The sequence below is a fragment of the Streptomyces sp. yr375 genome, from assembly GCF_900110755.1.
Taxonomy (GTDB): domain Bacteria; phylum Actinomycetota; class Actinomycetes; order Streptomycetales; family Streptomycetaceae; genus Streptomyces.
Window position 1 is genome coordinate 218,166 of the sequence record NZ_FOFF01000010.1, and the last position, 17,824, is coordinate 235,989.

Genomic DNA, 17,824 nt, shown 5'->3' on the forward strand with positions numbered 1-17,824 from the left:
CTGTGCGCTACCAAACGTTTGAGCGTTTCCCGACAGGGCTAGGTTGGGCGTATGGCTTCCACGCACGAAACGGCTGCCCGGGGTGCTGAGGTGCTGGTCGCGTCGAACCGCGGTCCGGTCTCCTACGAGGTGCGCGAGGGCGGCGCGCTGCACGCGAGACGCGGGGGCGGCGGGCTGGTCTCCGGCCTGTCGGCCATCGGCCCCGACGTGGGCGCGCTCTGGGTGTGCGCGGCGCTCTCCGACGGCGACCGGGAGGCGGTCAGGCGCGGGGTCGGCGAGGACGGCGTCCGCATGCTGCCCATCCCGGCCGACGTGCACGCCGACGCCTACAACGGCATCGCCAACTCCGTCCTCTGGTTCATCCACCACCTCCTCTACCAGACCCCGCTCGAGCCGGTCTTCGACGCGGAGTTCCGCCGCCAGTGGGCGTCGTACGAGGCCTACAACCGGGCGTTCGCCGAGGCGCTGGCCGAGGAGGCGGCGGCCGGGGCGGCCGTCCTCGTCCAGGACTACCACCTGTGCCTGGTCCCCGGGATGCTCCACGAGCTCCGCCCCGACCTGCGCATCGGCCACTTCTCGCACACCCCGTGGGCCCCGCCGGACTACTTCGCGCTGCTCCCCCAGGACATCCGCGAGCGGTTGCTGACCGGCATGCTCGGCGCGGACCGGCTGGGCTTCCTCACCCGGCGCTGGGCGGACGCGTTCACCGCCTGCCGCACACAGTTCGCCGGGGCCGGGGACGTGCGGAAGACGCAGGTGGGCGTGCACGGGCTCGGGGCCGACGCCGACTTCCTGCGGGAGCGCTCGCACCGGCCGGACGTCGACGAGCGCATGGCGGATCTGCGAGCCCAGATCGGCGCGGGCGAGGACGGCGAGGCGCGCAGGACGATCGTCCGTGTCGACCGCACCGAGTTGTCCAAGAACATCGTGCGCGGCCTGCTGGCCTACCGGCAGCTCCTCGACGACCACGAGGAGTGGCGCGAGCGGGTCGTCCACGTGGCGTTCGCGTACCCCTCGCGCCAGGATCTCGCCGTCTACCGCGACTACATGGCGGAGGTCCGCCGCCTGGCGGAGGAGATCAACTCTGCCTACGGCACGCCCGGTTGGACCCCGGTCCTGCTGAACCTGGAGGACGACTTCGCCCGCTCCCTCGCCGCCTACCGGCTCGCCGACGTGGCCCTGGTCAACCCCATCCGGGACGGCATGAACCTGGTCGCCAAGGAGGTCCCGGTCGTCTCCGACGAGGGCTGCGCGCTGGTGCTGTCCCGGGAGGCGGGGGCGTACTGGGAGCTGGGCGAGGACGCCATCGTCGTCAACCCGTACGACGTCATGGAGACCGCCCGGGCCCTGCACGAGGGTCTGACCATGAAGCCGGCGGAGCGCGCCGAGCGCACCGAGCGCCTCACGGCGGCGGCGACCGCGCTGCCCCCGGCCCAGTGGTTCCTGGAGCAGCTCACGGCCCTGCGGGAGATGCGGGAAAGTCCGGAGAGTCCGGAGAGTCCGGAGAGTCAGCCGAGCTGAGCGGCCAGCTCGCGCAGCAGGCGTACGACGCCGGCGGGCCCGTCGACGACGAGGTCCGCGCGTTCCGCCAGCGCGCCGACCTCCGTGCTGCCGCTGCACACCAGCAGGCCCGGGACGCCGTCGGAGCGGAGTTTCTCGACGGCGGCGAAGGCGGGGAGGTCGCCGAGGTCGTCGCCTGCGTAGAGAACCGACCGCGCGCCGGTCTCGCGGACGTGGTCCAGCAGCGCCACGCCCTTGTCCATGCCGGGCGGGCGCAGCTCCAGGACCAGGCGGCCGGGTTCGACGATCAGGCCGTGCCGGGTCGCGAGGTCGGTGAGGGGGGCGCGCAGCGCGTCGAAGGCGGCCTGGGGGTCGTCGGCGCGGCGGGTGTGGACGGCGACGGCCCGGCCGCCCTTCTCCTCGACCCAGACGCCCGGCCGGTCCCCGGCCGCCGTCAGGATCCCCGGGAGTTCGGCCCGCGCGGCGGCCACTCCGGGGTGCGGGGCGGGGGCGTTCAGGGTGCCGGTGCGGGCGTCCCAGCGTTCGGCCCCGTAGTGGCCGAGGACGGCGAGGTGCGCCAGCCCGTCGACCCCGGCGAACCCGCCGTGCCGTACGGCGACCTCGGCCGGCCGCCCCGTGATGACGGCCACGGCGGCGACCTTCGGCGCGAGGGCCGCGAGCGCGGGGACGGCGTCGGGGTGCGCCCTGGCGTCCTGCGGGTTCTCGACGATCGGGGCGAGGGTGCCGTCGAAGTCGAGGGCGACGAGGGTGCGGGAGGGCCGCGCGAGGATCGCGGCAAGCGCCTCGCGACCGGCGGGGGTGGTGGGTTCGGGGTCCGTGGAGTGCGTCTCTTGGGTGCCCATACGGCGACCATAGCCAACGGGCGACGAGCTGCGGACGGGACTGGCTTACGAGCTAGCGCTCCCCGCGTCTCGACTCCCGGACCCTTCGGAGTCTGTTGACCGTGACCGGGTCGTGGGCCAGGGCGCGGGGGTCGTCGAGGAGGGCGTTGAGGAGTTGGTAGTAGCGGACCGGGGAGAGGTGCAGTTCCTCGCGGATCGCCCGTTCCTTCACGCCGGGGCCGGGGAAGCCGCGCCGTTCCAGGGCGAGGATCCCGCGTTCCCGTTCCGCCAGCTCTTCGTCTCGCCGTTCCATGCCCGCACCGTAACGCCCACCACCGACACCGGACCGACTCGGCCGACTCCGCTCACTCGGTGGCGGAGTCCAGGGTCGTCGCCGTCGCCTGGAGCTCGCCGAGTACGTCGGCCGGGTTGCCCTTCGCGGTCACGGCGCGGCCGATCCGCTTCTTGATCTCGGCGCTGACCTTCGCCCAGGTGGTCCGCCCGACGGGGTAGGTCTCGGAGAGCGGGAGTTCCGCCAGGAACGGCCGGAGGTCGGCGTCCTGCTCGGCCGTGCTCATGACCTCGGAGGCGGAGTTGGTGACCGGCAGCAGGTTGTACTCGCGAGAGAAGGCGAGCACGTTCTTCTCGTTGTAGACGAAGTCGAGGAAGTCGCCGATCTGCTCGGCGTGCCCGTTCTTCCGGAAGGCGGTCATCCAGTCGGCGACGCCCAGGGCGGTCTTGCTGGGGCCTGCGACCCCGGGCATCGGCACCATGCCGAACTGGACGCCCTTGCTCTCGGCCGTCTTCATCAGCGAGGGGTGCCCGTTGAGCATGCCCACCTCGCCTTTGGCGAACGCGGCGAACGCGGCGGCCCGGTTCAGCTCGCCCGGCGCGACCGGCCCGGTCAGCCCCTTGCCGACCAGTTTGTTCTTCAGCCAGTCGAACGTGGCGACGTTCTCGGCGGAGTCGAGGCTGTAGCTGCTGACGGTCTGGGTGTAGCCGCCCCCGCCGCTGAGCAGCCATTGCAGCGTCTCGGCCTGCGCCTCCTCGGAGCCCAGCGGCAGCGCGTACGGGTACTTCACGCCCTCGGCCTTGAGAGCCTTCGCGGCCTGGGCGAGCTGGGCCCACGTGGTCGGCGGGGTGAGGCCGGCCTTGGCGAAGAGGGTCTTGTTGTAGAACAGCAGCCGCGTGGAGGAGGCGAACGGCATGCCGTACTGCACCCCGCGCACCTCGCCCGCGTTGGCGAGCTGGGAGACGAAGTCGGCCTCTACGGGGATGGAAAGCACGTCGCCGGCCTTGTAGAGCAGGTCGTCGGCGGCGTAGTCGGCGTACGCGCCGATCTGGGCCAGGTCGGGGGCGTCGCCCGCGTCGACCATCGCCTTGACCTTGGCGTCGACGTCGTTCCAGGAGTACACGGTGACGTCGACGGTGACGCCGGGGTGATCCTTCTCGTACGCCTTGACGAGCCGGTCCCAGTACTTCTTCGAGCTGTTGGCGGCGCTGTCGCCGTAGTCGGCGGCGACCAGTCTCAGGGTGACGTCGTCGGGGCCTCCGACAAGTCCGCAGCCGGCGAGGACCGCCGCCATGCCGAGGGCGGACGCCGCCGCGATCGTCCCTGACTTCCGCGCCCGCCGCTGCACCGGATCTCCACTTCTTCGACTAATTGTCCATACCATTGGATTCGTTATCCGGAGTAAGGTCTACACCACGTAAGTGGACTAGACCTCTCATGGGTCGGCGGTCCACACTGTTCCGGTGAGACATGTCATCGCCCTGGATGTGGGCGGCACCGGGATGAAGGCCGCGCTGGTCGGCGCGGACGGCACGCTGCTGCACCGGGCCCGCCGGGCCACCGGGCGCGAGCGCGGCCCCGACGCGGTCGTCGCCGGCATCCTCGACTTCGCCGCCGACCTGCGCGAACACGGTGCCCGCCGGTTCGGCGAGCCGGCCGCCGCGGCGGGCGTCGCGGTGCCCGGCATCGTCGACGAGGCGAACGGCGTCGCCGTCTACGCGGCCAACCTCGGCTGGCGGGACGTCCCGCTGCGCGAGCTGCTCACCGTCGCGCTCGGCGTGCCGGTCGCCCTCGGCCACGACGTCCGCACCGGTGGCCTCGCCGAGGGCCGGATCGGCGCGGGGCGGGGCGCGGACCGGTTCCTGTTCGTGGCGCTGGGCACCGGCATCGCGGGCGCGATCGGCGTCGACGGCCGGGTGGAGGCGGGCGCGCACGGCTTCGCGGGCGAGATCGGCCACATCGTCGTACGGCCCGGCGGGACCCTGTGCCCGTGCGGGCAGCGCGGCTGTCTGGAGCGGTTCGCTTCGGCGGCGGCGGTGAGCGAGGCGTGGGCGGCGGCCTGCGGCGACCCGGAGGCGGACGCCGCCGACTGCGCCAAGGCCGTCGCGTCCGGCGACCCGAACGCCGTTCGGGTCTGGCAGTCGGCGGTGGACGCCCTCGCCGACGGCCTGGTCACCGCCCTCACCCTGCTGGACCCCCGCACCCTCATCATCGGCGGCGGCCTCGCGGAGGCGGGGGAAACCCTGTTCACACCCCTACGGGACGCGGTCCGACGCCGGGTCACCTTCCAGAAACTCCCACAGATCGTCCCGGCGGCCCTGGGCGACAGCGCGGGCTGCCTGGGAGCGGGCCTACTGGCCTGGGATCTCCTCAACACAACCAACAACGACACGGAGGTAACCCCCTAATGGCCACCCCCTCAGGGGCGCGGGACAGCGCCGATATGCGGCTCCGCCGCGGGGCGCAACCAGCCACAACGCACCCGCAGGTACTGACGGGCGCGAGGGTGGTACGACCGACGGGCGTGGTACCCAACGGCACCATCACGATCACCGGCACAAAAATCACACCCAACGCCCCGCACGACAACGCGACGGCGATCGACGCAACGGTGATGGACGCGACCGGCCACTGGCTAGTACCCGGCTTCATCGACCTGCACAACCACGGCGGAGGCGGCGCCTCGTTCCACGGCACCGCCGAGGAAGTCCAGCAGGCCATCCACACGCACCGCCGGCACGGCACGACCACCCTCGTCGCCTCGACCGTCACCGACGACATGGACGTCCTGGTCAGCCAGGCAGGCCTGCTCAGCGAGCTGGCCGAGCAGGGCGACCTGGCCGGCATCCACTTCGAGGGCCCCTTCATCTCACCGTGCCGCAAGGGCGCGCACTCCGAGGCGCTGCTGCGGGACCCGGACCCGGCGGACGTGCGCAAGCTGCTCGACGCGGCGCGCGGCCAGGCGAGGATGGTCACCCTGGCGACGGAACTGCAAGGCGGCCTGGACTCCGTACGCCTCCTCGTCGAGCACGGTGTGATCGCCGCCGTGGGTCACACGGACGCGACGTACGAGCAGACGGTCGAGGCCATCGAGGCCGGTGCCACCGTCGCGACGCATCTCTTCAACGCGATGCCGCCGCTCGGTCACCGCGCCCCCGGCCCCATCGCCGCGCTCCTCGCGGACGAGCGGGTGACGGTCGAGCTGATCAACGACGGCACCCATCTGCACCCGGCCGCACTGGAGTTGGCGTTCCGGCACGCGGGCGCGGGGCGCGTCGCGTTCATCACGGACGCGATGGACGCGGCCGGTATCGGCGACGGCCACTATCTGCTCGGGCCGCTGGAGGTCGAGGTCAGCGCGGGCGTGGCCCGGCTGGTGGAGGGCGGCACGATCGCGGGCTCCACCCTCACCCAGGACCGCGCCTTCCAGCGGGCGGTGACGATCGACCGCCTCCCGGTCGAGGACGTCGTCGCCGCGCTGTCCGCCAACCCGGCCCGGCTGCTGGGCATCGACGACCGGGTGGGCTCCCTGGAACCGGGCAAGGACGCCGACCTGGTCCTGCTGGACGCCGACTTCACCCTCAAGGGCGTGATGCGCAAGGGCAGTTGGGTGGTCGATCCCCAACTGGATCCCCAACTGGATCCTCAACTGGCCTGAAACGTCCAGTCCTACGGCAACGGTGGCCGACCCCGCTCTGGGCCGGTCACCGTCTCTTTGGCATGATCGGGCCTCCGGCAGCAGGTGCGTGAGGGAGGTGCGGAGGTGATCCTCACCGTCACCCTGAACACCGCTCTCGACGTCACCTACCGCGTCCCGGCCCTGCGGCCGCACACCTCGCACCGGGTGACCGACGTACGGGAGCGGGCCGGCGGCAGGGGGCTGAACGTCGCGCGGGTGCTCGCCGCCCTCGGTCACGAGGTGACGGTCACCGGGTTCGCGGGCGGGGCCACCGGACGCGTCGTGCGGGACCAACTCACCGCCGTGCCAGGGCTCGTGGACGCGCTCGTCCCGGTCGCCGGGGCCACCCGCCGCACGGTCGCCGTCGTCGACGCCCGCACCGGCGACACGACCCGGCTCGACGAACCCGGACCGCTCGTCGTCCCGGCCGAGTGGTCCGCCTTCCAGGAGGCGTACGGTGAACTGGTCGTCGGTGCCGACGCGTTGGCGCTGTGCGGCAGTCTGCCGCCGGGGGTGCCGGTGGGCGCGTACGCGGCCCTGATACGGACCGCGCGGGCCGCCGGGGTGCCCGTCCTGCTCGACACGAGCGGCGAGCCACTGCGCCGGGGCGTCGCCGCCCGCCCCGACATCGTCAAGCCCAACGCCGACGAACTGGCCGAACTCACCGGCTCCCACGAGCCGTTGCGCGCCGCCCAGGACGCCCGCAGACGCGGCGCACGATCGGTGGTCGCCTCCCTCGGCCCGGCGGGCCTGCTGGCGGCGACCCCGGAGGGCCGCTGGCACGCCACCCCACCCGACCCCGTCCCCGCCAATTCGCCGGGCACCGGCGAGGCGGCGGTCTGCGCGGGCCTGCTCTCGGGCCTGGTCGACCAACTCCCGTGGCCGGAACGCCTGTCCCGCGCGGTCGCCCTGTCGGCGGCGACCGTACGGGCCGCGACGGCGGGCGAGTTCGACCGGGCGTCGTACGAGGAGCTGTCGGGCCGGATCACGGTGACCGGCGAGGCCACCGCGGCGTAGAGCGACCTGCCGCCCGGTAACCCGTCGGCCCGTCGGCTACTTCGTGACCTGGCCCGCCTTGAGCCTCAACTGGTCGATCAGGACGTCGCACTTGTCGCCGTCCTGGCAGGAGATCGTGAGGGTGTTGGTGCCCTTGGTGAGGGTGGGCCAGGTGTAGCTCGTCGTCCAGCCCTTGACGTAGTCGCCGGCGGGGGCGTGGGCGAAGTTGTCCAGGCCGAACTTGCTGCCGAACGTCTTGCCGTTGACGGTGAGCGTCATCTCCTGGTCGGCACCGGGCACGCTGTACTCCGCGAAGAGGGTGTACGTGCCGTCCGACGGGATGTCGTCGACCTTCCAGGTGACCGAGTTGCCGACCTGGTTGAGGTTGCCGACGTAGGTGCCGCCCGCCGCCTCCGCGCCCTGGACGTCCGAGGCCAGTGCGGCGCTGCCGCCGAGGGTCAGGGTCTTCGCGTCGACCGGGTCCGGCAGCTTGCCCGCGGTCTCCTCGCCGGTGGCCGACTCGCTGGGCGAGGCGCTCGTGGAGGCGGAGGGCGCGGTGGAGGTCTGGTCGCCGTCCGCCTTGTTGTCGGTGTTGGAGTCGCCGTTGGCCATGGCGACCGCGATGCCGATGACGACCGCGGCGACCACCGCGACCGCGCCGATCAGCAGCCCCTTGGTGTTGGGGCCACGGCCACGACCGCCGCCGCCACCGCCCTGATGCCCGGGCTGCCGTCCCGTAGGGGGTCCGCCGGGGAAGCTCTCGGGGGCGCCGTAGTGGGCGTTCTGCTGGCCGTACCCGCCCTGCTGCTGGGGGACCGCCGGCGGCTGGCCGTACTGGCCGTACTGCGCGGTCTGCTGCTGGGCCTGCTGCGGCTGGCCGTACTTGCGCTCGCCGACCGCACGCACTCTGTTGACGGAGTTGGGGTAGCCGTAGCCACCGCCGGAGGGCGGCTGAGCGCCGTTGGCCTGGCCGTCGGCGTAGAGGTAGCCGAACGGGTCGTCGTCCTCGGGCGTACTCGCGCCGTTGTTGCCGGGCGTCATCCCTTCGTACTCCTCAAAGTGCGGGGCGGATGCGATACGCGTACGGGCAGCGGAATACGCGTACCAATACGTGCGGAGAACAGCGAGCCTACCCGCTCCCCACCCTCCGAACGGGTGACTCGGATCGCATCAGCCCGGCGACGACACCGCTGACCTGGTGATCATCCGGCGCGTCTGTGCTGTTTGGGACGAGATCGTTTCTCGACGTACATGCGCTCGTCGGCCGACTTCAGCACTTCGTCCGCGGTCATCCCGCAATGCGCCCAGCCGATGCCGAAACTGGCCCCCACCCGCACCGCCCGGCCCTCGGCGCGGATCGGCTGGATGATCTCGTTGCGCAGGCGTACGGCGAGGTCGGCGGCGTCGGCCCGGCCGAGGCCGTCGGCGAGGATCACGAACTCGTCGCCGCCGAGCCGGGCCACCGTGTCGCCGTCCCGGACGGCGCGCGAGAGGCGGCGGGCGACCTCGATGAGAACCGCGTCACCCGCGTTGTGCCCGAACCGGTCGTTGATCGACTTGAAGCCGTCGAGGTCGCAGAAGAGGACCGCGAGGCCCTTGGTGCCGTCGTCGTGACTTTCCTCGGGGGCGGTGGTGTGCACATGGTGGTCGAAGCCGTCGAAGGACTCCGCGCCGACGGGCCGGTAGTCGAAGCCGTGGCCGACGCCGTTCAGGTCGCCGTAGGCCGTGTCCATGGCGTCGACGGCGGTGGGCAGGGTCGACTGGGGGCATCGGCAGATCCGGGAGGACAGGCGCGAGCGCAGTTCGGCCGAGTTCGGCAGGCCGGTGAGGGAGTCGTGCGAGGCGCGGTGGGCGAGTTGCAGCTCGCGGCGCTTGCGCTCCTCTATGTCCTCGACGTGGGTGAGGAGGAAACGGGGGCCGTCGGTGGCGTCGGCGACGACGGAGTTGCGGAGGCTGACCCAGACGTAGGTGCCGTCGCGGCGGCCGAGGCGCAGCTCGGCGCGGCCGCCTTCGGCGGAGGTGCGGAGCAGGGTGCCGATGTCCTCGGGATGCACGAGGTCGGAGAACGCGTAGCGGCGCATCGCGGAGGCGGGGCGGCCCAGCAGGCGGCACAGGGCGTCGTTGCTCCGGAGTATCCGCCCGTGCTGGTCGCCGCCCATCTCGGCTATCGCCATGCCGGAGGGGGCGTACTCGAAGGCCTGGCGGAAGCTTTCCTCACTGGCGCGCAGGGCCTGCTGGTCGCGTTCGAGGCGGACCAGCGCCCGCTGCATGTTGGCACGTAGACGCGCGTTGCTTATCGCGATGGCGGCCTGGAACGCGTACATCTGGAGCGCTTCGCGCCCCCACGCGCCGGGCCGCCGGCCGTTGCGCGGCCGGTCCACGGACAGGACGCCTATCAGCTCGCCGCACGGCTCGCCGCTGCCGGGCGCGGCGGGCGTGAACATGGGGGCGAAGAGGCGGTCGGAGGGGTGCCACTCGTCCTCGAAGCGGGGCGCGGGCCCGTCGGTGTACCACTGCGGGACGTCGTCGTCGTCGAGGATCCAGCCCTCGGTGTGGGGTATGAAGACCAGGTCGCCCCAGGTCTCGCCCATGCCGAGCCGCCGCTCCCAGGACTCGCGCGAGCCGACCCGGCCCGTGATGAGGGCCTCGGCGGCCGGGTTCCCGGAGAAGGCGGCGACCACGAGATCGCTGTCGGGACGTACGAGATTGACGCACGCCAGCTCGAACCCGAGTGCCGTGACCACGCCGTCGGCGACGGTCTGCAACGTGTCTGCCAGGCTGCGGGCCGTGTTCATGTCGGCCATCACCTGATGCAGTTGCCGCAGGGACGCAAGACGGACGTACGGCTCCGACTCGGTCTCCATATGTTTCGCCCTCCCCCCGAGACTTCGCAGTGAATCAAGGGTTGTCTTCGGCGTAACGTCTTTCTGGTGCAGTCTGGTGCAGTGTTGTCGGTGTGTGTCTCCTTGTGACGCCTCCGCCACTGAATCACAGCGCGCTGCTCACTCGGTACACAGGGTCAACAATTAATACCCCTTGTGACTCAAGTCACAGGTGAACGTGAACAATTGAGTGGAGTTTCCGAGTTTTCCTGTGTGTTTCCTGAACGCACATTGAACACGGACAGCGACTTATCGACGACTTACGGCTGCGGAAATCGTTCCGGGGTCCAGGGCAAGGGGTCCAGGGTCCTACGACCCTGTAGCGGCGAACTCGGCCGGAGGTCCGATGCGGAGCGCGCCGGACGGACGTTAGCGTTCCGGACGTGCCTCCAGACGCGCTCAAGACCGCACCGAACACACCGACCACACCGTCCGTACCGACCACACCATCCGCACCGACGGCTCCCTCCGCACCGACGGCTCCCTCCGGGCATGCTGAGGGAGTGAGCAACGACGCGTTCCGTGCCGCCATGTCCCGGCTCGCCGACGGCGTGGTCCTGGTGACCGCCCGAGAGCCGTCCCTGGACGCGGACGACCCCGGCGCGCCGGACCGCGAGGACGTCGGCATGACGGCGACGGCCTTCGTATCGGTCTCCCTGGACCCGCCGTTGGTCCTGGTCAGCCTGCGCACGGGCTCCCGCATGGACGACCTGCTCGACGAACAGCCCCTGTGGGCGGTGTCGGTGCTCTCCGAGAACCAGCGGCACATCGCCGGCCGCTTCGCGATGAAGGGCCGCATCAGCGACCGCCTGCTCTTCGCGGACATCCCGTACGTCCGCGGCGAGGCCAGCGGCGCGCCCCTGGTCGACGGCGCTCTGGCGACCCTGGAGTGCCGCACGGAACAGGTGGTGCGGGCGGGCGACCACACCCTCGTCATCGGCCGCGTGCTGACCGCGACGGCACCGAACGCGGACGGCGGCCCGCTGGTGTATTTCCGCGGCCGTTACCGGCAGTTGGGATAGCGGGCGGACCTTCGGAAAATCCCGTGGCCGAGCCGGGAACGGCACGCCTAGGGTGCCCGTATGACAGGCACGACGGGCACGACAGGCACGACAGGCACGACAGGCACGGCAGGCACGGCAGGCACGGCAGATGGCGTGGGCGGGACCGGCATGACGGCGGCGTCGGGACTTCGGCTGGAGGAGATAACTCCCCGGAATTTCGAGGCCGCGACCGGTATCCGGGTCCGCCCCGAGCAGGAGTTCGCGGTCTCGCCGGTCATGCAGTCCCTCGCGGAGGCCTACGTCCGTCCCGAGGGCGTCGCCTGGCCCCGCCTGATCATGGACGGCGACCGTCCCGTCGGCTTCCTGATGGCCTTCCTCGACATCGACTGGAACGGGCGCGGCGACGGCAGCGTGATCCGCTCCGGTCTGTGGCGGCTGAACATCGCCGCCGACGAACAGGGCCGCGGGTACGGCCGTTTCGCCGTGGAGTCGGTCGCCGCGGAACTGCGCCGCCGGGGCACCAAGGAGCTGTACGTGACCTGGCACGAGGGCGAGAACGGCCCCGCGGACTTCTACTTGCGGCTGGGTTTCAGAAGGAACGGCGAGCAGAGCGAGGGCGAGACGGTAGGCGTCCTGACGTTGGACCAGCCCCTGACCTTGGACTAGCCCTGGCCGACCCTGAAGCAGCGTCCAGGACCATCACGTCCAGTCCCGCCCATTCCTGCCCCGCTTGGTGTCGGACCGCTGCTTCTTCTCGCGCAGCCGACGCTCGTTGATGCCGCGTGGGATACGGGTCGGCCGGCGCGGCTTGGGCGGCGGGGCGGTGGCCTCGGCGAGGAGGGCGGCGAGGCGTACGGCGGCGGTCTCACGGTTGCGCCACTGCGAGCGGTGCTCGGAGGCGCGGACGGTGACGACACCGTCGACGAGCCGCCCAACCAGCCGCTCGAGCGCCCGCGCCTTCCACACCTCGGGGAAGGCTTCGGTACGGGCGAGGTCGAAGCGGAGCTCCACCTGCGAGTCGCTGGTGTTGACGTGCTGCCCGCCCGGCCCGGACGACCGCGAGAAACGCCACATGAGCTCGGCCTCGGGAAGGGAGACGGAGCCGCGGACGACATAGGGACCAGACATGCCGCCCATTGTTCCCGCGAGCGGGACCGCACGTCACGCGAATATCCCGGCCCGGGGACGCCCTGGGTAAAGAAAGTAAAGAAACGCGGAGTGGCGGGGAACCTTGACCACCCTTCGCTGCGTTCATAGGGATAGCTGTAGCTTCGTGCCCGTGCGAAGCCGTACACAACGAGGGAAGGACTCCCAACCATGGCTGTAAGCCTGTCCAAGGGTGGCAACGTCTCGCTCACCAAGGAGGCTCCGGGCCTGACCGCCGTCACCGTGGGCCTCGGCTGGGACGTCCGCACCACCACCGGCACGGACTTCGACCTCGACGCCTCCGCGATCGCGGTCAACCCCGAGGGCAAGGTCTACTCGGACGCCCACTTCGTCTTCTTCAACAACAAGCAGACGCCGGACCAGACTATCGTCCACACGGGCGACAACCGCACCGGCGAGGGCGCGGGCGACGACGAGTCGATCAACGTCAACCTGGCGGGCCTCCCGGCCGACGTCGACAAGATCGTCTTCCCGGTCTCGATCTACGACGCGGAGAACCGCTCGCAGAACTTCGGCCAGGTCCGCAACGCCTACATCCGCATCATCAACCAGGCCGGCGGCGCGGAAATCGCCCGCTACGACCTCTCCGAGGACGCAGCGACGGAAACGGCCATGGTCTTCGGCGAGCTCTACCGCAACGGCGCGGAGTGGAAGTTCCGCGCAGTAGGCCAGGGCTACGCCTCGGGCCTGGTCGGCATCGCCCAGGACTTCGGCGTCAACGTCTGACCGACCCGCCCCAGGAGTCACCTCTGCTGCACACCGCTGCCCCGTACCGGACTTCTCCGGGACGGGGCAGCGGTGTGTGTGAACCAGTGGTCCGTCAGTGGCTGGAACTCCTCCCTGACCCGCAGTACGACAAAGCCGAACGGGCGGCCGACCTGCTCGCTGCTCAGCCGACCACCCTCGGGGAGCCATATGCGCGCCATCTGGGCGGCAAGGTCCGCGAGCTGCGCTTCACCATGGACGGAAGCGCCGTCCGCATCACCTACTGGCTCGCTCCCGAGCGGCGGATCGTGCTCCTGACGGTGTTCCGCAAGACGCGGCAGCGCGAGGAAGCCGAGGTGGAACGGGCTCAGCAGGCACAGAAGGTGTGCGAAGCGGAGCATGGTCCAGCCGAGCACCACTACGACCGAACAAAGGAGGGGAACCAGTGAACCACTCCCAGTGGAGGACGCGTGAGACGCGGAAGCTCCTGGGCGAGCAGGTCGAGGAGTCTCCCGCATACGTGGAGGCCGGACACGCCTTCGCCCTCGGACAAGCCGTCTACGATCGCCGTACCGAGCTCGGCCTGTCGCAGAGCGAACTGGCGCGGCGCGCGGACATGACCCAGCCGCAGATCTCCAACATCGAGGGCGGCGACTCCGTACCGACCCTTCCGCTGCTCACCCGACTGGCCAAGGCACTGAACGCGTCCCTGACCATTGACCTCGACGGCGACGGTTCGACATTCGTCTTCACCGCGCACGACGATCACCGGCCGGACGGCAGAGCACCGGGCGGCCACCACTCGGCAGCCTGAGTCCTGCCTTCGAGTACGAGCTCACTTCCGTCCAGCATGAAGCGTCACCGCACCTTCCTGATCGTCCGCCACGGCCATGACCGACCGCCACCGCCCGTGGTGGGGCGGGAGTTGAGGTGCGACCAGGATGCTTCGAGCAACTGAACGCAGCCGTCAGCAGTACGGCGTCAACGTCTGACCCACGCCGCCCCAGGAGTCACCTCTGCTGCACACCGCTGCCCCACGCCGGACTGTTCGGCGCGGGGCAGCGGTGTTGTGGGCGATGCCGAGTAGCACTTCGACGCGCCGAGTTACACGAGCTGGTGTTCCTCGTGCGGTACGGCGCGCTCCCACACCGCTTCGAAGGCCGTGGCGCACAGCCGTACCAGGGCAGGGTCCCTCGTATGTTCCTCGTCGCCGGCCGGGGAGAGTTCTCCGTCTCCGGTGAAGTGCAGAAGGACGACGAGGCTGTCGTCGAAGAGCCAGAAGTCGTTGCCGGGCAGTGCCAGATCGGAGGCCCTGCGGCGCGGGAGCCAGCGCACCTGTTCGCCTGCCGCGATGTTTCCCGCCGTCACATGGTGCTCGAACCGGATGTAGTCCGTGACGGGCTCCGAGACGATCCGCGCCCTGCGGACGGCGACTCCCCGGCCGGTCGTCTCGCGCATCAGCCTGAGCCAGGGGCGGGTTTCCTGATCGAGGTACCGGGATGTGCCACGGGCCCCCTCCTGCCAGGCGACGTACTCCGGATCGGACTGCATATAGACGTCCCGCATCTCCAGATGCACGGCCGAGCGGCGGGTCCTGGCCAGCAGTTCCTCCAACGACGGTTCCTTCGTCACGTTTCATCTCCTCGGCGTCTCGGTGTGAACGGGGCACGGCAGATCCGGTGCCGCACGGTTGGGTGAGCAGGTGACCAGGGACAGGGAGAGGTACGCGGGGCGTTCAAGGTAGAACCCCAGGGATACGTCACCGCCCCAACTCAGTTGCTCGGTGGCCGAGTTCGAGTATCGGGCCAGTCGGGCGGGTGCCCGCTCGGCGGCGGAGCTGAAGCGGGGCGCGTAGTCGGCCAGCCGTTCCGCCAGCCAGGCCACGGCCTCGTGGGGGTCGTCCCAGGTGCCACGGACCACGGTGCGCGGCTTCATCAGCCAGAGTGCCGTCTCGAGCGGCGGCAGATCGGAGGTGGGGAACTCTGCGGCCACCTCGCGATACCGCTGGATCAGTTCCGGTCGGCTGCCCGCCGGGGGCGGCTCGGGATGCGGGGGCCGGCGTAGCGCCTCCTGGTCGAAGCGGGGCTTCGGGCCGGTCCACAGATAGCCGTGGTGGTGCATGGGGCGTCGTCCCGTCGGCGGGGCAGGAGGGGGAGGTCGGCCCCGCCCGTTGGAGAAAGGGGAGGGGCGGGGCCGACGGGTGGGGGGCCGGGGGCGGGGCTGGGGTCAGGTCAGGAGGCCGAAGCGGGCCGGGTCGATGCCGGCCGCGTGCAGTTCCTCCGTGGTGAACCGCAGCGGCTGGGCGTCCGGCCGCTTGCTGTCACCGAGGGCCCAGGAGCCGTCCCCGATCCGGGCCAGGGTCACGCACCCCTCGCTGCAGGGGCCTCCGCAGGCCTTCACGAACGAGGCCCCGCTGATGTCGAGCGCGTACAGCTCACTTCCGTCCAACATGGAACGTCACCGCACCTTCCTGATCTTCTGCCACGGCCATGACTGACCGCCGCCGCCCGTGGTGGGACGGGAGTTGAGGGGGAGGAAGGGCTGCGGGCCGCTGCTGCGCGCTAGTCGGAGTGGGGTGCGTGCTTCGGCTGGCCGGCTGCGACGCGGAGTGCCTCGGCTATCCGCTCGACGTGCTCTGCGCGGACCATGCCCACGTGCACGAACGGCGTGCCGGTGTGCGTGACGACCGGCCGCAGGTGCCGCAGCAGGCTCCGGCGGCTCTGACTCTCCGGCAGATCAAGCCCTGCCAGCGCCTCACGCAGCGCCGTCGCCGCGTCGTCCGCCCGACGGCGACTCTCCCGCCACGTCCGCATCTCCATCAGTGCGCTTCGGCGCGGTGCGCCCGCAGTTCGACGTTGCGGTCGGACGCCGCGCTGTAGTCACCGCTGGATCGGGCGTTCCGTCTGGCGACGACGAGCGACAGGCAGTCGGCACAACCGGGCTCGGCGGCGGGCTCGACCGGAAGCTCGGTCAGGCGGTAGTTCTGCGGCTTCTGTGTCGTCATACGTGGCCTCCCGGCTGATCCGCTCGATGCAACGACCGTAGGGATGCGCACAGTTGAAGGGCCACGATGTTGCACGGGATTGCATCGCATTCACCCGAGCGAGTGCAGAGCGGCCGTGATCAGCTCGCGGGCGGCCGCACCGTAGACAGCCAGATCGGCCAGTTCGCCGAACGTGTCGGCGTATGCCGCGACTTCGCTGGGCTGCGTGAGCGTGAGATAGCCGGAGACCAGCTCGACGTTGACCTGTTCCGCGTCGAAGATCCAGAAGCCCTCCACCGGCATCCGGGAACGAGCGGGACCTGTCGGTACCACGCCCAAGCTGACGTTGGGCAACGAGCCGACCGTGAGCAGGTGGCCGAGCTGACCGATCAGCGCGTCCGCACCGCACAGCCCGTTATGCAGGACCGATTCCTCGATCAGGAACGCGAACTGTCGTCCCCCCTCGTACAGCACCCGCTGACGCTCCATACGAACAGCCACCGCTTCCGCCACATCGTCCACCTCCACCCTGCGGCGCTGCACGGCGCGCAGCACGGATTCGGTGTAGCCGTACGTCTGGATCAGACCCGGCACGAGCCACGACGAGTACGAACGGAAACGGCGTGTGCGCTGGAACAGCGGCAGGCGGGCTTCCTGCGCCTGCTTGAGGCCGGCGCGCTCCATACGCCGCCAGCCGATCCACATGCCCTCGGCCGTCCGTAGCGAGGCGATCAGATCGACTGCCTGTTCCTCTGCCCCGCACGCGCGGCACCAGGCCTGGATGTCGTCCGCCGAAGGGGGCGTACGGGCATTCATGATCCGTGACGACTTGGACGGATGCCAGCCACAGCGGGTCGCGATGTCCCGCCCGGTCAGCCCGGCGTCCCGGCACAACTCGGCGAGACGATCCGCCAGAGCCTTGCGGGCCTGCTGGGCACTTGAGGACGGTGAGAGAGCCATGGTCGGGTCGTGTCCGGTCAGCGGGGCCGGTACGCCTCGTGCGGGGTCGCGCGTTGCCACACCGCTTCGAAGGCATCGATGCACGGCTTCACCCGTACCGGATCGTCCGTGTACTCCCAGCCGTCCTCGTTCAACTGGCCGTCTCCGGTGAAGTGGTGGAAGAGCGTCTGCGTTCCGTCGAACACCCAGAAGTCCGTACCGGGCAGCGCAAGATCTGTGGTCTGTCGTCTCGGCAGCCATCGGACTTGTTCGCCGGCCGCGATGTTCGTGAACGTGCCGTCGTACTCATACCGAACGAAGTCACTGATCGGCTCGGAGGCTACGCGGGCACGACGAACCACGACGCCACGAGACACCGCGTCGCGCACCACGTCGTGCCAGCCGCCCCACCATGAGGGCCGGTCGGCGGGGTCGAGCCGCTTGCCCTGCCGCCACGCGATGAACTCGGGGTCGTCCAGCATGTAGCTGTGAGGGGCCACGAAGTTTCCGGACAGGCACCCAATAGGGTTGTCCTGAACAAGGAAACGAGGAAGAAGTGGCGCCACCCAGTAAGTACTCGCCGGAGTTCCGTGAGGAAGCCGTCCAGATCGCATTGAGGTCAAGCAAGACGATCTCCGAAGTCGCCCGGGAGCTTGAGCTGAACTCGGAGACGCTACGCGGCTGGGTGAAGAAATACCAGAAGCAACAGGAACCGGCCCCCAATGCGGAACTGACGGTGAACGAGCGGGCGCGCCTGAAGGAACTCGAGCGCCGCAACCGTGAGCTGGAGATGGAAGTTACCTTCCTGAAAAAAGCCGCAGCGTACTTCGCGAAG

23 protein-coding genes are annotated in these 17,824 nt (G+C 70.4%); 10 read left to right on the plus strand and 13 right to left on the minus strand.

Annotated elements, in window-relative coordinates; translation table 11 throughout:
* Positions 1–51: 51 nt before the first annotated feature.
* Complete coding sequence (locus BMZ82_RS13970; protein ID WP_093775397.1) at positions 52–1,521, plus strand: alpha,alpha-trehalose-phosphate synthase (UDP-forming); 1,470 nt, start codon at positions 52–54, stop codon at positions 1,519–1,521.
* On the opposite strand, the gene otsB is transcribed toward BMZ82_RS13970, so the two are convergent.
* The 3 genes from otsB to BMZ82_RS13985 are packed head-to-tail and all read right to left on the minus strand — an operon-like array spanning position 1,509 to position 3,928.
* The gene (gene otsB / locus BMZ82_RS13975) at positions 1,509–2,363 is read right to left on the minus strand and encodes a trehalose-phosphatase (protein ID WP_093775399.1); all 855 of its coding nucleotides are present in this window, start codon (positions 2,361–2,363) and stop codon (positions 1,509–1,511) included. The genes BMZ82_RS13970 and otsB overlap by 13 nt on opposite strands.
* A 52-nt stretch (positions 2,364–2,415) precedes the next feature.
* Positions 2,416–2,655, minus strand: coding sequence for a DUF3263 domain-containing protein (locus BMZ82_RS13980; RefSeq protein WP_093775401.1), 240 nt, complete (start codon positions 2,653–2,655; stop codon positions 2,416–2,418).
* A 52-nt stretch (positions 2,656–2,707) separates the two neighbouring features.
* Entirely contained in the window at positions 2,708–3,928 is a 1,221-nt protein-coding gene (locus BMZ82_RS13985; RefSeq protein WP_093775479.1) for an extracellular solute-binding protein, read from the minus strand.
* A 169-nt stretch (positions 3,929–4,097) separates the two neighbouring features.
* Between BMZ82_RS13985 and BMZ82_RS13990 the strand changes: the two genes are divergently transcribed.
* The 3 genes from BMZ82_RS13990 (at position 4,098) to BMZ82_RS14000 (ending at position 7,330) form a co-directional block, all read left to right on the plus strand.
* On the plus strand, positions 4,098–5,042 hold the full coding sequence (locus BMZ82_RS13990; RefSeq protein ID WP_093775403.1) for an ROK family protein: 945 nt from the start codon (positions 4,098–4,100) through the stop codon (positions 5,040–5,042).
* Between the two features lie 35 nt (positions 5,043–5,077).
* On the plus strand, positions 5,078–6,292 hold the full coding sequence (nagA, locus tag BMZ82_RS13995; RefSeq protein WP_093775405.1) for an N-acetylglucosamine-6-phosphate deacetylase: 1,215 nt from the start codon (positions 5,078–5,080) through the stop codon (positions 6,290–6,292).
* A 105-nt stretch (positions 6,293–6,397) separates the two neighbouring features.
* Positions 6,398–7,330: a 1-phosphofructokinase family hexose kinase gene (locus BMZ82_RS14000; RefSeq protein WP_093775407.1), complete on the plus strand. Its 933-nt coding sequence runs from the start codon at positions 6,398–6,400 to the stop codon at positions 7,328–7,330.
* A 36-nt stretch (positions 7,331–7,366) separates the two neighbouring features.
* On the opposite strand, the gene BMZ82_RS14005 is transcribed toward BMZ82_RS14000, so the two are convergent.
* Together BMZ82_RS14005 and cdgB are read right to left on the minus strand one after the other, a co-directional pair.
* Positions 7,367–8,350, minus strand: a complete 984-nt coding sequence (locus tag BMZ82_RS14005; protein ID WP_093775409.1) for a CBM35 domain-containing protein — start codon at positions 8,348–8,350, stop codon at positions 7,367–7,369.
* Positions 8,351–8,511: 161 nt separating this feature from the next.
* Complete coding sequence (gene cdgB, locus BMZ82_RS14010) at positions 8,512–10,173, minus strand: diguanylate cyclase CdgB (protein WP_093775411.1); 1,662 nt, start codon at positions 10,171–10,173, stop codon at positions 8,512–8,514.
* A 521-nt stretch (positions 10,174–10,694) separates the two neighbouring features.
* Here cdgB and BMZ82_RS14015 point away from each other — a divergent pair.
* Both BMZ82_RS14015 and BMZ82_RS14025 read left to right on the plus strand, forming a co-directional pair.
* Positions 10,695–11,213 carry a flavin reductase family protein gene (locus BMZ82_RS14015; RefSeq protein ID WP_256251900.1) on the plus strand — a complete coding sequence of 173 codons (519 nt, stop codon included), beginning with the start codon at positions 10,695–10,697 and terminating at the stop codon, positions 11,211–11,213.
* A gap of 150 nt (positions 11,214–11,363) precedes the next feature.
* Positions 11,364–11,861 carry a GNAT family N-acetyltransferase gene (locus BMZ82_RS14025; protein ID WP_093775481.1) on the plus strand — a complete coding sequence of 166 codons (498 nt, stop codon included), beginning with the start codon at positions 11,364–11,366 and terminating at the stop codon, positions 11,859–11,861.
* A 33-nt stretch (positions 11,862–11,894) separates the two neighbouring features.
* Here BMZ82_RS14025 and arfB read toward each other — a convergent pair whose 3' ends face one another.
* On the minus strand, positions 11,895–12,332 hold the full coding sequence (gene arfB, locus BMZ82_RS14030; RefSeq protein WP_093775415.1) for an alternative ribosome rescue aminoacyl-tRNA hydrolase ArfB: 438 nt from the start codon (positions 12,330–12,332) through the stop codon (positions 11,895–11,897).
* Between the two features lie 180 nt (positions 12,333–12,512).
* On the opposite strand from arfB, the gene BMZ82_RS14035 reads away from it, so the two are divergent.
* From BMZ82_RS14035 to BMZ82_RS14045, 3 genes are all read left to right on the plus strand, one after another.
* A complete protein-coding gene (locus tag BMZ82_RS14035; protein ID WP_093775417.1) occupies positions 12,513–13,088 on the plus strand; it encodes a TerD family protein in 576 nt (191 codons plus the stop codon).
* 74 nt (positions 13,089–13,162) lie between these two features.
* The gene (locus BMZ82_RS14040; RefSeq protein ID WP_093775419.1) at positions 13,163–13,516 is read left to right on the plus strand and encodes a type II toxin-antitoxin system RelE/ParE family toxin; all 354 of its coding nucleotides are present in this window, start codon (positions 13,163–13,165) and stop codon (positions 13,514–13,516) included.
* Positions 13,513–13,881 carry a helix-turn-helix domain-containing protein gene (locus BMZ82_RS14045; protein ID WP_093775420.1) on the plus strand — a complete coding sequence of 123 codons (369 nt, stop codon included), beginning with the start codon at positions 13,513–13,515 and terminating at the stop codon, positions 13,879–13,881. Before BMZ82_RS14040 ends, BMZ82_RS14045 begins: the two co-directional genes overlap by 4 nt.
* Before the next feature lie 290 nt (positions 13,882–14,171).
* On the opposite strand, the gene BMZ82_RS14050 is transcribed toward BMZ82_RS14045, so the two are convergent.
* The 7 genes from BMZ82_RS14050 to BMZ82_RS14080 all read right to left on the minus strand — a co-directional run bounded on the left by BMZ82_RS14050 (position 14,172) and on the right by BMZ82_RS14080 (position 17,489).
* Positions 14,172–14,699: a DUF6879 family protein gene (locus BMZ82_RS14050; protein WP_093775422.1), complete on the minus strand. Its 528-nt coding sequence runs from the start codon at positions 14,697–14,699 to the stop codon at positions 14,172–14,174.
* A gap of 3 nt (positions 14,700–14,702) precedes the next feature.
* Positions 14,703–15,188, minus strand: coding sequence for a hypothetical protein (locus BMZ82_RS14055; RefSeq protein WP_093775424.1), 486 nt, complete (start codon positions 15,186–15,188; stop codon positions 14,703–14,705).
* Between the two features lie 105 nt (positions 15,189–15,293).
* On the minus strand, positions 15,294–15,518 hold the full coding sequence (locus tag BMZ82_RS14060; protein WP_093775426.1) for a DUF397 domain-containing protein: 225 nt from the start codon (positions 15,516–15,518) through the stop codon (positions 15,294–15,296).
* Between the two features lie 110 nt (positions 15,519–15,628).
* Entirely contained in the window at positions 15,629–15,886 is a 258-nt protein-coding gene (locus tag BMZ82_RS14065; protein WP_093775428.1) for a hypothetical protein, read from the minus strand.
* Positions 15,886–16,071, minus strand: coding sequence for a hypothetical protein (locus BMZ82_RS14070; protein ID WP_093775430.1), 186 nt, complete (start codon positions 16,069–16,071; stop codon positions 15,886–15,888). Before BMZ82_RS14070 ends, BMZ82_RS14065 begins: the two co-directional genes overlap by 1 nt.
* 90 nt (positions 16,072–16,161) lie before the next feature.
* Positions 16,162–17,010 carry a helix-turn-helix domain-containing protein gene (locus BMZ82_RS14075; RefSeq protein WP_093775432.1) on the minus strand — a complete coding sequence of 283 codons (849 nt, stop codon included), beginning with the start codon at positions 17,008–17,010 and terminating at the stop codon, positions 16,162–16,164.
* A 17-nt stretch (positions 17,011–17,027) separates the two neighbouring features.
* On the minus strand, positions 17,028–17,489 hold the full coding sequence (locus BMZ82_RS14080; RefSeq protein WP_256251901.1) for a DUF6879 family protein: 462 nt from the start codon (positions 17,487–17,489) through the stop codon (positions 17,028–17,030).
* Positions 17,490–17,545: 56 nt separating this feature from the next.
* Between BMZ82_RS14080 and BMZ82_RS14090 the strand changes: the two genes are divergently transcribed.
* Positions 17,546–17,824, plus strand: a 279-nt coding sequence (locus tag BMZ82_RS14090; RefSeq protein WP_143098856.1) for a transposase, incomplete at its 3' end; no start/stop codon positions are given.